Source organism: Roseomonas sp. SRI_022, assembly GCF_057586215.1.
Window position 1 is genome coordinate 21,446 of record NZ_JBYCZL010000020.1, and the last position, 12,790, is coordinate 34,235.

Consider the following 12,790-nt stretch of genomic DNA (forward strand, 5'->3'; position numbering starts at 1 on the left):
CCACCGGCGCGACGCTTTCAGGCAGATAAGCCCGGCCCGCCGGGACCGGGCCGGTTGGAGGAACTGTCGATGCCCTTGTCGCTGAAGCCGCTGCACCCGCTGTTCGTCGCCGAGGCGACCGGCTTCGACCTCCGCCAGCCGCTCACCCCCGACCAGGCGGCCGAGGTGCATCGCGCCATGGACCAGTACGCCGTCCTCGTCTTCCCCGGGCAGGCGCTGGACGACGACCAGCAGATGGATTTCGGCCGCAGCCTCGGCACGCTGGAAGGCACCCGCGCGACGGTCGATGCCGACAAGCACCGGCTGAAGCACAAGGAGATGAACGACATCTCCAACCTCGACACCGATGGCTCGCTGCTGAAGGCGGATGACCGGCGGCGGATGTTCAGCCTCGGCAACCGGCTGTGGCACAGCGATTCATCGTTCAAGGCCACGCCAGCGCTCTATTCCATGCTGCATGCGCGGGTGATCCCGCCCGAGGGCGGGGAGACCGAATTTGCCGACATGCGCGCTGCCTGGGATGCGCTGCCCGACAGGGACAAGGCGAAGCTGCGGACGCTCACCACCTGGCATTCGCTGATCTATTCCCGCGCCCAGCTCGGCTTCGACGCCTATACCGAGGAGGAGAAGAAGGCCTTCGCACCGGTGCAGCAGCGCCTCGTGCGGCGGCATCCGGGTTCGGGGCGCGTCTCGCTCTATCTCTCGGCCCATATCGGCCGCATCGAGGGCATGCCGGTGCCCGAGGGCATGTCGATGATCCGCGACCTCGCGGAGCACGCGACGCAGCGCGAATTCGTCTATCGCCATCGCTGGCGGCAGCACGACCTGGTGATCTGGGACAATCGCTGCACCATGCACCGCGCCCGGCCCTTCGAGGACACGACCTATCCGCGCGACATGCGCCGCGTGACGCTGCAGGACGTGGCACCCACGCTGGAACAGCAGGCGGCGTGACACTCAGCGCGTGACGGCGGTGCGGATGGCCTGCGCCACCTCATGCAGGTCGCTCGCGACGAAGGCGCAGAGGCGGCGCTCCGCCTCGCCCGCCGGCAGCAGGTCAGGAACCATCACCACCGCCATGCCGGCCGCCGCCGCCGCGCGCACCCCATGCGGCGAATCCTCGAGCGCCAGGCACCCGCCAGGTGTCGCGCCCAGCCGCTCCGCCGCGCGCAGGAAGGGGTCGGGCGCCGGCTTGCCCGCGGCATAGTCGCCACGTGCCACCACCGCGTCGAAGCGCCCCGCCAGGCCATGCGCGCCGAGGTTCCGCCGCACCGCCTCATGGGACGAAGATGTCGCGATGGCGCGCGGCAAGCCGAGTTCATCGAGTAGCAGCAGCAATTCCCGTACCCCGGGCTTCAGCGGGGGGCCGGCGGCAGCGCGTGCCGCGTAGTGGCGCATCCATTCGGCCTCGAAGGCATCCACCGCGAAATCCGCCCCGAAATGGGCGAGCAGCCGCAGGCGATTGTCCGGCCAAGTGCCACCGACCAGGCTGAGGAAAACCGCGTCGGGCAGGTCGCGCCCGGCACCCTCGGCCGCTTCGCGCGCGGCGTCGCGGTAAAGCGTCTCCGTGTCGAACAGCAGCCCGTCCATGTCGAAGACGATGCCGTTCGGCCGGTTGCGCAACGCCATCCCACCCTCCTGCGCGGAGTGTCAGCCGCCCGCCGCCGCCGCGTCCGTCTCCGGCACGATGTCATCTTCCGCCGTCCCGGGCGCGCCTGCCAGCCAGGTTTCGGCCGCGGCGCGCCCCGCCTCGGCCAGGCGGCTGAGGAAGGGCCAGGATACATTCGCCGGATTGGCGCCGGCTTCGTCGAAATCGTCCCACAGTGACAGGCGGTGCAGCCGCAGCCGGTCGAGCTGCCGGCACAGCGACGGGCGCAGCGCCAGGGTTTCGCCGCACAGGCGGCGCATATCCTCGATCGCCTGCAATTCGCGCTTCAGCGGCGCGGAGAAGGCGATCTCCAGCGAGCGGCGCTGGATGTCGTGGCGCAGCCGCGGGCTGCCCTCGCGCTCATCCGGCGTCAGCTGCACCAGCAGCAGGTCCTCGGCCGTGGTGGCGCCGATCAGGTCCCGCAGCGGCGGATTGGCGCTGTAGCCGCCATCCCAGTATGGCTCGCCATCGATCACCACCGCCTCGTGCAGCAGCGGCAGGCAGGCCGATGCGAGCACGGCATCGAGGGTGATCTCGCTTTCGCGGAAGATCCGCGCCTCCCCGTCACGCACACGTGTCGCGGCGATCAGCAGCGGCAGCGGGCATTCCTTGCGCAGCCGGGCGAAATCGACCAGGTCACCGAGCAATTCCTTGAGCGGATCGGGCCCCGGCAGGGCGAAGCCGAAGGGCGCACCCGGCAGTTCGCCCATGGCGAGGACCGATCCGACCACCGGCAGGCCCGCCATCCCCGACCAGTCCGACAGCAGGCGCCAGAAGCGTGCGAGGCGCGCCCGCGCTTCCTCCCGCCCGCCAGCCAGCAGCCCATCGGCCAGCAGCACGGCATTGACCGCGCCGGCGCTTGCCCCGCTGACCGCGGCGAGCGGGATCGATGGCTCGGCCAGGATCCGGTCCAGCACGCCCCAGGTGAAGGCGCCGAAGGATCCGCCGCCCTGCAGCGCCAGGGCCAAGGGGCGCGGCGTCGATTCACGATTATGCTGCATTGCAACATGGCACATGGGCAAGGCCGGCAACCGCAACAAGAGGCAGGGTTGATGACATATCGGCCAGGGCGGGACTTCCGGGCGGCCAGCGGCGGTGCGACAAGGGCGCCCGACCAGCAGGGAGCCCCGCCGATGACCGCCGAACGCTTCGACCTCCTTCTCCGTGGCGGGCATGTGGTGACGCCCTGGGGTGTCGAGACCGCCGATGTCGGCGTGCGCGACGGGCGTATCGTCACGCTGGGCGACCTGCGCACCGCCGAGGCCGCGCAGGTCATCGACTGCCGCGGCCTGCACGTCCTGCCCGGCCTGATCGACCCGCATGTGCATCTGCGCGACCCCGGCGACCCCGCGGTCGAAAGCATCGAGACCGGGACGAAGGCGGCGATCCTGGGTGGCCTCGCCGCCGTGTTCGACATGCCGAACACCACGAAGTCGGTGGTGAACCACGAGATCCTGGACGAGAAGCGCGCCTTCCTGGCGGGCCATGCCTGGTGCGATGTCGGGCTTTACGTCGGCGCCACCAAGAAGAACATCGCGGAACTCGCCTCGCTGGAACTCGAGGCCAATGTCTGCGCCATCAAGGTCTTCGCCGGCAGCAGCACCGGCGACCTGCTGGTCGAGGATGATGAGAGCCTGGAGCGCGTCATGCTCTCCGGCCGCCGGCGCATCTGCTACCACTCGGAGGATGAATACCGGCTGCAGGAACGCAAGCCGATGTTCACCGCGGGCATGCCGCATCGCAACCACATGGTCTGGCGCGATGTGGAAACCGCGATGCTCGGCACGAAGCGGCTGATGGCGATTGCCCGCAAGACCGGCCGGCCCGCCCATATCCTGCATGTCTCGACCGCCGAGGAACTCGCCTATCTCCGCGACTTCCGCGATGTCTGCACGGTCGAGGTGCTGCTGAACCACCTGACCCAGACGGACGAGGCCTATGACCGCCTCGGCGGATACGCGGTGATGAACCCGCCGATCCGCGACCAGCGCCACCTGGATGCGGCCTGGGCCGCCGTCGCGGATGGCACTGTCGATTGCATCGGGTCCGACCACGCGCCGCATTCGCGCGAGGCGAAGGAACGCCCCTGGCCCAACACGGCGGCCGGCCTGACGGGCGTGCAGACGCTCGTGCCGCTGATGCTCGACCACGTCACCAATGGGCGGCTGTCGATCTCCCGCCTGGTGGACCTGATGTGCGCGGGCCCGGCGCGCGTCTATGGCGCGCTGAACAAGGGGCGGCTCGCGGCCGGCTACGATGCGGACTTCACGCTGGTGGACCTCAAGCGCCAGCGCATGATCCGCAACGACTGGCTGGCCACGCCGGCCGGCTGGACGCCCTTCGACGGCACCGTCTGCACCGGCTGGCCGGTGGCGACGATTATTCGCGGCCATGTCGCGATGCGCGAGGATGAGGTGCAGGGCGCGCCGCAGGGCAAGCCTGTGTCCTTCGCGGACACCGCGCGGGCGTGACCACGGACCCGGTCGCGGCGGCGATCGCCGGCCGCCGCTCCATCCGCGCCTTCCACCCCGATCCGGTGGCGCGGGAGGATGTGGAGCGCCTGCTCGACATCGCCGCCCGCGCGCCGTCGGGGACCAACATGCAGCCCTGGCGCGGCTATGTCGTGACCGGGGAACCGATGCGCGCGCTTTCCGCCGCGCTGGTCGCCGAGCACATGGCGGGCCGGCATGGCGAAAGCGAATACCGCTACTACCCCGAAGCGTTCTTCGAGCCCTACCTGTCGCGCCGGCGCAAGGTGGGCTGGGACCTCTATGGCCTGCTCGGCATCGCGCGCGGGGAGAACGAGAAGATGCGCGCCCAGCATGCGCGCAACTTCACCTTCTTCGGCGCGCCGGTCGGCATCATCTTCACCATCGACCGGCGGCTCGAGATCGGCTCCTGGCTCGACTACGGCATGTTCCTCGGGAATGTGACGGTGGCGGCGCGCGGCATGGGGCTCGACACCTGCCCGCAGGCGGCCTTCGCATCCCACCACCGCACCATCCGCGCGCACCTGCCGATCCCGGAGGAGGAGGTCGTCGTCTGCGGCATGGCCCTGGGTCGCGCGAACGCCGATGCGCCCGAGAACACGCTGGTGACCGAACGCGCCCCGGCGCGGGTATTCTGCCGCTTCCTCGGCTGGGATTGACCGGACCATGCCTCCGCTGACCGGGGCGGCGCTATGGGTGCGGCTGATCACCATCGCCGCGCTGTGGGGCGGGGCATTGCCGCTGATCCGCTACCTCTCTGGCTACCTGCCGCCGTTGGCCATGGCCGGGGTGCGCGGGGTACTCGCGGCGATCGTGGTCTTCCTGTTCCTGTGGATGCGCGGCCAGCTCGGCGGCTTCACGCGCAAGGTGGCGGTGGGCGCGCTGGTGCTCGGCACCTTCAGCGGCGTGCTGCCCAATACCTTGCTGCCCATCGCCCTGCAGCGGATCGAGGCCGCGCCCGCCGCGCTGATCCAGGCGACCGGGCCGCTGATGATCACCCTGCTCGCCGGGCTGCTGCTGCCGGGGGAAAAGCCGACGCCGCGCATGCTGGTGGGAATCGGCGTCGGCTTCCTGGGCATCCTGCTGGTGATCGGGCCCGGCGGCCTGGGCGGGGGGACCGCGCTCGCCGTGGCGATGCTGCTGGGGGCGACCCTGTCCTATGCCATCAGCACCATCTGGGTCCGCAAGGCGCCACGCGGTCCGGCGGCGGCACTTGCACTCGGGCAGCAGGCGGTGTCGGGCATCGTCGCGGGCGGGCTGGCGCTGATGGTGGATGGGCCGGTGGCGCTGGCGCAGCCCGGCCATGTCTGGGTGCTGGCGATCGTGCTGGCGATCTTCGCGACCGCCATTCCGCTGACGCTGTTCCTGGGTCTCGCGACACGGGCACGGGCGGCGGATGCGGCGATGGTGGGTTACCTGCAGCCGGTCTTCGCCACGCTGATCGCCGCGGCCTGGCTGGGCGAGGTCCCGTCCTGGCAGGTGGTCGCCGGCGGCGTGGTGGTGCTGGCCGGCGTCGCGATCGTCACGACGCGGCGCTGACCTGCGCGATCCAGTCCGCCAGGTTGTAGTGCATCGTCACGCGGGCGATCCGTCCATCCCGAATGTCGTAGAAGGCACCGGCCGGCAGGCGATAGGTCTGGCCCTTCGCCTCGGGCAGGCCTTCGTCGGTGGCGAGGTATGCACCCTGCACGATGAATTCGGCCGCGGCACGGGTGCCGGTGGGTTCGGCCATCACCAGGATGTCCAGCAGGCGTTCCCGGTAGCAGCGATCCATCCGCGCCATGAAGGCGGCGAAGGCGTCGCGCCCGACCTCCCGCCCGCCCTGGTTCACGTCATGGGCAACGTCGTCCGCCAGCAGGCCGAGCATCGCGACCCGGTCGCCGCGGTTGAAGGCATCGAGATACGCACGGATCAGGGCAGCGGCGTCCAAGGCGGGTTCCTTCGCGGTCCAGGCGCGGCCGGGATAGCCGCTTCGGCGCGGCCCGTCACGGCCGGTGGTTTTCTTGCCGGTCCGGGGCCTTGCGCCTATAGGTGCACCGCAACAGAACCCGCGCACACCGGACCGCCCAATGCCGCAGAAGCCGCCGAGCTTCCAGGACATCATCCTGCGCCTCCATCGCTTCTGGTCGGAGCGTGGCTGCGTGATCCTCCAGCCCTATGACATGGAAGTCGGCGCAGGCACCTTCCACCCGGCGACGACGCTGCGGGCGCTGGGGCCGAAGCCGTGGAAGGCCGCCTATGTGCAGCCGTCCCGCCGGCCCTCCGACGGCCGCTATGGGGAGAACCCGAACCGGCTGCAGCATTACTACCAGTACCAGGTGATCCTGAAGCCATCGCCGCCCGATCCGCAGGGGCTGCTGATCGAATCGTATCGTGCGCTCGGCATCGATCCCGGGCTGCACGACATCCGCTTCGTCGAGGACGATTGGGAAAGCCCCACGCTCGGCGCCTGGGGCCTGGGCTGGGAGGTCTGGTGCGACGGGATGGAGGTGACGCAGTTCACCTATTTCCAGCAGGTCGGCGGCATCGCCTGCGAGAAGCCGAGCGCCGAACTGACCTACGGGCTGGAACGGCTGGCGATGTACATCCAGGGCGTCGAGAACGTCTACGACCTCGCCTTCAACGATGACGGCGTGAAGTATGGCGAGGTGTTCCTGCGCGCCGAGAAGGAATACTCCGCCCACAACTTCGAATTCGCCGATGTCGGCATGCTGTTCCGCCACTTCGAGGATGCGGAGAAGGAATGCGCCGCACTCCTGGAACGCGGCCTCGCCCTGCCGGCCTATGACCAGTGCATCAAGGCGTCGCACCGCTTCAATCTGCTCGATGCGCGGGGCGCGATCAGCGTGACGGAACGCGCGGCGTATATCGGGCGGGTGCGGAACCTGGCGAAGGGGTGCTGCGAGGCGTGGCTGGCGGGGGAAACGGCGGCGTGAGCTTGCTTTCGGAGCTCCATTCTACCACATTCCAGCATCATTCTACCATGGAGGGTGCCATGGGTCAGTTGAACATCAAGAGCGATCGCGCGGAGGAACTCGTCTCCCGCCTCGTCGCCCTGACCGGTGAGAGCAAGACCCAGGCGGTCGTGGCTGCGCTCGAGGAACGGGTCGGGCGGATGGAGGCGGAACGCAGCGCCAAAATTGAGGCGATCAAGGCGCTCGGCGCGCGCGTGCGGGCGGCGACGCCGGCGCATCTGCGCACCAGCGACCATTCCGATCTCTATGACGAGAGCGGCCTGCCCAAGTGATCCTGGACACCTCGGCCATCGCCGCGGTCCTCTTCGCCGAGGCGGAGGAGGATCGCTTCCTCGACGCCATGGTTGGCGCGCCGAAACTGCGCATCTCGGCTGCCACGCTGGTCGAGGCGACGATGGTGATCGAAGGTCGTGGCGGCCCGGACATGGCCGATGTGATCGACGCGCTGCTGCTGCGCGTCGGCGCCGAGATCTGCCCGGTCACGGCGGAAACGGCACGGATCGCGCGGGATGGCTGGCGCCGCTTCGGCAAGGGCCGCCACGGGGCGCGGCTCAATCTTGGTGACTGCTTCGCCTACGCACTGGCGCAGGAACGGGGCGAGCCCCTGCTTTTCAAGGGCGAGGATTTCGCCCAAACCGATGTGAAGGCTGCCATCTAGTGCCTGAACTCCTGCTCGAACTGTTCTGCGAGGAAATCCCGGCGCGCATGCAGGCGCGCGCGGCCGAGGACCTGTCGCGCTTGTTCGCCGAACGCTGCGCCGCGCTGATCGAAGCACCCGCGCTGACCTTTCACGGCCCCCGCCGGATCGGCCTTGCCGTGCTGCTGCGTGATGCGGTGACGACGGAAGGCAAGGAAGAACGCGGCCCACGCATCGGCGCGCCCGACCAGGCGCTGGACGGCTTCCTGCGCAAGCATGGCGCGACGCGGGATGCGCTGAAGCAGGAAGGCCAGTTCTGGGTGCTGTCCAAGCCCGGCGAGACGGTCGAGGCGCACGCTATGGTCGCCGCTGCGATCCCGGCCATCATCCGCGGCTTCCCCTGGCCCAAGTCGATGCGCTGGGGCGGGACGTCGGGGATGACCTGGGTGCGGCCGCTGAAGCGCATCCTCTGCGTGCTGGATGGCGCGGTGGTGCCCTTCGATTTGCGCGTGGGTGACGATGACGGCCATGGGCTGGCTTCCGGCAACGAGACCGAGGGCCATCGCATCATGGCGCCGGGCGCCTTCGCGGTGCGGGGGCTGACGGATTTCCAGGAAGGGCTGCGTGAGCGCCGCGTCGTGCTGGATGCCGCCGAGCGCGCGCGGGAAATCCGCGAGGGCATCGCAGCGCTGGCCTCGGCCGAGGGCCTGTCCGTGGTGCCCGATGAAGGGCTGGTCAGCGAAGTCGCGGGCCTGGTGGAATGGCCGGTGCCGCTGCTCGGGCGCATCGACGACGCCTTCATGGACCTGCCGCCGGAAGTGATGCGCACGACGATGCGCGTGAACCAGCGGTATTTCGCATTGCGGACAGCGGAGGGGGCGGCCGCGCCGCGGTTTGCCCTGGTCGCGAACATCGCAGCACCCGATGGCGGTGCGGCAATCGTCGCGGGGAACGAGCGCGTGCTGCGCGCCCGGTTGTCCGATGCGCGGTTCTTCTGGGACCTGGATCGCAAGCAGTCGCTGGAATCCTTCCTGCCGAAGCTGGATAGCGTGGTGTTCCACGCCAAGCTGGGGACGCAGGGGCAGCGGGTGGCGCGGCTTGAACGGCTAGCGAGGCTGATCGCGGAGAAGGTCGGCGCGGACCCCGTGCTGGCGGCGCGGGCGGCGAAGCTGGCCAAGGCCGATCTTGCCTCCGGCATGGTGGGCGAGTTCCCGGAACTGCAGGGCGTGATGGGGCGGTACTACGCGCTGGCGCAGGGCGAGGATCCTCGCGTGGCAGAGGCGATCGCCGCGCATTACCGCCCGCTCGGACCGGGGGACGAGGTGCCGGCGGAGCCCATCGCCGTCAGCGTGGCGCTTGCTGACAAGGCGGACCAGCTTGCTGGCTTCTTCGCCGTGGGCGAGAAGCCGACCGGTTCCGGTGACCCCTTCGCGCTACGCCGCGCGGCCCTGGGCATCATCCGCATCGTGCGGGAGAACGGGCTGCCGCTCGCCCTTGAGAGTATCCTCGAGCAGGCCATGGCCGGCTACATCGATCAATGGCGCGGCTCCCCCTGGCTGGCCGCCGTGCCGGCACAGGTCGCCCCGCTCGTCACGAATGCCGAGATCAGGCAGGAGATGCTGGAGGTCGCCGAGCGGCTCGAAAGCGAGGGCCTGGCCGCGAATGAACGCATCCTGGTCCGCATCATGGAACTCGGCCAAGCCCCTGCCCTGCGTGAGCACGGCATCCCCGTCTATCTTGTCCCGCAGACCGGCTCCTCGGGCGAACTGACCCGTGTCTTCCGCGCGACCGACGCCGTGGAAGTGCGAGAGCCTGCCGCCCTGGGGCATGAGCTGATGGACTTCCTCACCGACCGCCTCCGCGTCCAGCTCCGGGCCGAGGGCACCCGCCACGACGTCGTCACCGCCGTCCTCGGCGCCGCCCCCGACGACGACCTGAACCGCCTGCTTCGCCGTGCCGAAGCGGTTCGCCACTTCGTCGAATCCGACGCCGGCGCGAACCTCCTCGCCGCCCATCGTCGCGCCGTGAACATCCTGCGCATCGAGGAAAAGCGGGACGGCGTCACCTTCGATGCCGGCTATGAACGCCACCTGCTGAAGGCGCATGAGGAAGACGCCCTCGCCACCGCGCTGGAGGCGGCCGCCCAGCGCATCGAACCCGACCTGAAGGCCGAGGATTTCGAACGCGCGATGGACGCCATGGCCACCCTGCGCGCGCCGGTCGATGCCTTCTTCGACAAGGTGATCGTCAACGATCCCGCGCCGGAACTTCGCCGCAATCGCCTGAAACTACTCGCCCGGCTCCGCGCCACGATGGATGCGGTCGCCGATTTCTCCAAGATCGAAGCCTGAGGGGGAGCCCCCGATGACGCAGTGGGTCTATTCATTCGGCGCCGGCCGCAACGAGGGACGCGCCGAGATGCGCAACCTGCTCGGCGGCAAGGGTGCCAACCTCGCCGAGATGGCCTCCATCGGCCTGCCGGTGCCCCCGGGCTTCACCATCACCACCGAGGTCTGCACCTGGTACTACCAGAACGGCCAGCACTACCCGGGCGATCTGGAAACGCAGGTGAAGGCCGGGCTTGAGCGCGTGGAACAGGCCGTCGGCACGAAGTTCGGCGACCATCACAAGCCACTGCTCGTCTCCGTGCGCTCCGGCGCGCGGGTGTCGATGCCGGGCATGATGGACACGGTGCTGAACCTCGGCCTGAACGACGCGACGGTGGAAGGGCTGGTCGCCGCCTCGGGCGATGCGCGCTTCGCCTGGGACAGCTACCGCCGCTTCATCCAGATGTACGGCTCGGTCGTGCTCGGCGTGGACCACCACCGCTTCGAGGAGATCATCGAGCATATCAAGCTCGATACCGGCAAGATCGAGGATACCGAGCTCACCGCCTCCGAATGGCATCGCGTCGTCGATGGCTACAAGGAGATGGTGCGGGAAGTGACCGGCAAGCCCTTCCCACAGGACCCGCATGAACAGCTGTGGGGCGCGATCGGCGCGGTATTCTCCTCCTGGCAGAACCAGCGTGCCGTCACCTATCGCCGCCTGCACGACATCCCGGCCGAATGGGGCACGGCGGTGAATGTCCAGGCGATGGTCTTCGGCAACATGGGCGAGGATTGCGCGACCGGCGTCTGCTTCACGCGCGATCCCTCGACCGGCGAGAACATCTTCTACGGCGAATACCTGATCAACGCGCAGGGCGAGGACGTCGTCGCCGGCATCCGCACCCCGCAGCCCATGGCCGAGCTGCGCGCCAAGGCGGGCGAGCGCAGCATGGAAAAGGCCATGCCGAACGCCTATGCCGAGCTGGTGAAGGTGCGCGAGACGCTTGAGCGCCACTACCGCGACATGCAGGACATCGAGTTCACGGTCCAGTCGAACAAGCTCTACATGCTGCAGACGCGCAACGGGAAGCGCACCGCGGCCGCGTCGCTGAAGATCGCCGTGGACATGGCGCGCGAGGGCCTGATCGACCACGCGGAAGCCGTGAAGCGCGTGAACCCCGCGGCACTCGACCAGTTGCTGCATCCGACGCTGGACCCCAAGGCGCCGCGCAAGGTGCTGGCGAAGGGCCTGCCGGCCTCCCCCGGTGCGGCTTCGGGCATCGTCGTGTTCAGCGCTGACGAGGCCGAGGCGCGCGCACAGAAGGGTGAATCCGTCATCCTCGTGCGCATCGAGACGAGCCCCGAGGACATCCACGGCATGCACGCCGCGAAGGGGATTCTCACCACGCGCGGCGGCATGACGAGCCACGCCGCCGTCGTCGCCCGCGGCATGGGCCGGCCCTGCGTTGCCGGCTGCGGCGGCGTGTCGGTGGACTACAACAACCAGGTGCTGTCCTCCGGCGGCGTGCAGGTGCGCGGCGGCGAGATCCTGACCATCGATGGCGGCACCGGTGAGGTCTTCGTCGGCTCCGTCGCCATGGTCGAACCGCAACTGTCGGGCGACTTCGCGACGCTGATGGGCTGGGCGGACCAGGTGCGGCGCCTCAAGGTCCGCGCCAATGCCGAGACGCCGCTCGATGCCGAGACCGCGCGCAAGTTCGGCGCCGAGGGCATCGGCCTGTGCCGCACCGAGCACATGTTCTTCGACCCCGAGCGCATCGGCGCCGTGCGGCAGATGATCATGGCCGAGACCGAAGCCGGCCGCCGCATCGCGCTCGCTCGCCTGCTGCCCTTCCAGCGGCAGGATTTCGTCGATCTGTTCCGCATCATGGCGGGGCTGCCGGTCACCATCCGCCTGCTCGACCCGCCGCTGCACGAATTCCTGCCGCATACGGGCTACGAGATCGCGGAGGTGGCGAAGTCGCTCGGCGCCGATGTCGATGCGATGCACCGCCGTGCGCAGGATCTGTCGGAAGCGAACCCGATGCTGGGGCATCGCGGTTGCCGGCTCGGCATCTCCTTCCCCGAGATCTACGAGATGCAGGCCCGCGCGATCTTCGAGGCCGCCTGCCAGATCGGCAAGGAAACGCACAAGGCGCCGCATCCGGAGATCATGATCCCGCTGGTGGCGACGCGCCGCGAGCTGGAGATCACCCGCGCGCAGATCGACCGCATCGCGCAGGAAGTCTTCGCCGAGACGCACTACCATGTCGAATACAGCGTCGGCACGATGATCGAACTGCCGCGTGCCTGCCTCACCGCCGATGCCATCGCCGATTCCGCCGACTTCTTCTCCTTCGGCACCAACGACCTGACGCAGACGACCTTCGGCCTGTCGCGCGACGATGCCGGCAAGTTCCTGCCGCTCTATGTCGAGAAGGGCATCTTCCCGAAGGACCCCTTCGTGTCGATCGATCCCGATGGCGTCGGCGCGCTGGTGAGGATCGCGGCCGAGAAGGGCCGACGGGTGAAGTCCGACCTCAAGCTTGGCATCTGCGGCGAGCATGGCGGCGACCCGTCCTCGATCCATTTCTGCGAGAGCGTCGGGCTCGACTACGTCTCCTGCTCGCCCTACCGCGTGCCGGTGGCGCGGCTGGCGGCCGCACAGGCAGCGCTGGCGGGCGGCGGGGGCGACCGCACCGCCTGAGCCG

Annotated in this window: 12 protein-coding genes; 9 read left to right on the forward strand and 3 right to left on the reverse strand. The window is 69.2% G+C overall.

The window, feature by feature from the left end:
- The first annotated feature begins 69 nt into the window (after positions 1-69).
- Positions 70-954: a TauD/TfdA dioxygenase family protein gene (locus tag AC2YHJ_RS18830; RefSeq protein WP_487397632.1), complete on the forward strand. Its 885-nt coding sequence runs from the start codon at positions 70-72 to the stop codon at positions 952-954.
- Between the two features lie 3 nt (positions 955-957).
- On the opposite strand, the gene AC2YHJ_RS18835 is transcribed toward AC2YHJ_RS18830, so the two are convergent.
- Both AC2YHJ_RS18835 and AC2YHJ_RS18840 read right to left on the reverse strand, forming a co-directional pair.
- On the reverse strand, positions 958-1,629 hold the full coding sequence (locus AC2YHJ_RS18835) for an HAD family hydrolase (protein ID WP_487397633.1): 672 nt from the start codon (positions 1,627-1,629) through the stop codon (positions 958-960).
- Positions 1,630-1,650: 21 nt separating this feature from the next.
- Positions 1,651-2,649, reverse strand: a complete 999-nt coding sequence (locus AC2YHJ_RS18840) for a patatin-like phospholipase family protein (protein WP_487397634.1) — start codon at positions 2,647-2,649, stop codon at positions 1,651-1,653.
- A gap of 132 nt (positions 2,650-2,781) precedes the next feature.
- Here AC2YHJ_RS18840 and AC2YHJ_RS18845 point away from each other — a divergent pair, with 132 nt between their 5' ends.
- From AC2YHJ_RS18845 to AC2YHJ_RS18855, 3 genes are read left to right on the forward strand one after another with little or no spacing between them, the layout of a single operon-like run.
- Entirely contained in the window at positions 2,782-4,119 is a 1,338-nt protein-coding gene (locus tag AC2YHJ_RS18845) for a dihydroorotase (RefSeq protein WP_487397635.1), read from the forward strand.
- Positions 4,116-4,796, forward strand: coding sequence for a nitroreductase (locus AC2YHJ_RS18850; protein ID WP_487397636.1), 681 nt, complete (start codon positions 4,116-4,118; stop codon positions 4,794-4,796). The genes AC2YHJ_RS18845 and AC2YHJ_RS18850 overlap by 4 nt, the downstream gene beginning before the upstream one ends.
- 7 nt (positions 4,797-4,803) lie before the next feature.
- A complete protein-coding gene (locus AC2YHJ_RS18855; protein WP_487397637.1) occupies positions 4,804-5,676 on the forward strand; it encodes a DMT family transporter in 873 nt (290 codons plus the stop codon).
- Here AC2YHJ_RS18855 and AC2YHJ_RS18860 read toward each other — a convergent pair.
- Positions 5,660-6,067 carry a ketosteroid isomerase-related protein gene (locus AC2YHJ_RS18860; protein WP_487397638.1) on the reverse strand — a complete coding sequence of 136 codons (408 nt, stop codon included), beginning with the start codon at positions 6,065-6,067 and terminating at the stop codon, positions 5,660-5,662. The two genes, AC2YHJ_RS18855 and AC2YHJ_RS18860, sit on opposite strands and share 17 nt — an antisense overlap.
- 139 nt (positions 6,068-6,206) lie before the next feature.
- On the opposite strand from AC2YHJ_RS18860, the gene AC2YHJ_RS18865 reads away from it, so the two are divergent.
- The 5 genes from AC2YHJ_RS18865 to ppdK are packed head-to-tail and all read left to right on the forward strand — an operon-like array spanning position 6,207 to position 12,786.
- On the forward strand, positions 6,207-7,073 hold the full coding sequence (locus tag AC2YHJ_RS18865; protein ID WP_487397639.1) for a glycine--tRNA ligase subunit alpha: 867 nt from the start codon (positions 6,207-6,209) through the stop codon (positions 7,071-7,073).
- A 59-nt stretch (positions 7,074-7,132) separates the two neighbouring features.
- Positions 7,133-7,384, forward strand: a complete 252-nt coding sequence (locus AC2YHJ_RS18870) for a type II toxin-antitoxin system VapB family antitoxin (RefSeq protein ID WP_487397640.1) — start codon at positions 7,133-7,135, stop codon at positions 7,382-7,384.
- Entirely contained in the window at positions 7,381-7,770 is a 390-nt protein-coding gene (locus AC2YHJ_RS18875) for a type II toxin-antitoxin system VapC family toxin (RefSeq protein ID WP_487397641.1), read from the forward strand. The genes AC2YHJ_RS18870 and AC2YHJ_RS18875 overlap by 4 nt, the downstream gene beginning before the upstream one ends.
- Positions 7,770-10,100: a glycine--tRNA ligase subunit beta gene (glyS, locus tag AC2YHJ_RS18880; RefSeq protein WP_487397642.1), complete on the forward strand. Its 2,331-nt coding sequence runs from the start codon at positions 7,770-7,772 to the stop codon at positions 10,098-10,100. The genes AC2YHJ_RS18875 and glyS overlap by 1 nt, the downstream gene beginning before the upstream one ends.
- Positions 10,101-10,113: 13 nt before the next feature.
- A complete protein-coding gene (ppdK, locus tag AC2YHJ_RS18885) occupies positions 10,114-12,786 on the forward strand; it encodes a pyruvate, phosphate dikinase (protein WP_487397643.1) in 2,673 nt (890 codons plus the stop codon).
- Positions 12,787-12,790 lie beyond the last annotated feature (4 nt).

What these genes read in the sequence shown, in the direction of transcription:
- AC2YHJ_RS18830 (WP_487397632.1), top strand. Translation starts at nt 70, where the DNA reads ATGCCCTTGTCGCTGAAGCCGCTGCACCCGCTGTTCGTCGCCGAGGCG.
- AC2YHJ_RS18835 (WP_487397633.1), bottom strand. Translation starts at nt 1,629, where the DNA reads ATGGCGTTGCGCAACCGGCCGAACGGCATCGTCTTCGACATGGACGGG.
- AC2YHJ_RS18840 (WP_487397634.1), bottom strand. Translation starts at nt 2,649, where the DNA reads ATGCAGCATAATCGTGAATCGACGCCGCGCCCCTTGGCCCTGGCGCTG.
- AC2YHJ_RS18845 (WP_487397635.1), top strand. Translation starts at nt 2,782, where the DNA reads ATGACCGCCGAACGCTTCGACCTCCTTCTCCGTGGCGGGCATGTGGTG.
- AC2YHJ_RS18855 (WP_487397637.1), top strand. Translation starts at nt 4,804, where the DNA reads ATGCCTCCGCTGACCGGGGCGGCGCTATGGGTGCGGCTGATCACCATC.
- AC2YHJ_RS18865 (WP_487397639.1), top strand. Translation starts at nt 6,207, where the DNA reads ATGCCGCAGAAGCCGCCGAGCTTCCAGGACATCATCCTGCGCCTCCAT.
- AC2YHJ_RS18870 (WP_487397640.1), top strand. Translation starts at nt 7,133, where the DNA reads ATGGGTCAGTTGAACATCAAGAGCGATCGCGCGGAGGAACTCGTCTCC.
- ppdK (WP_487397643.1), top strand. Translation starts at nt 10,114, where the DNA reads ATGACGCAGTGGGTCTATTCATTCGGCGCCGGCCGCAACGAGGGACGC.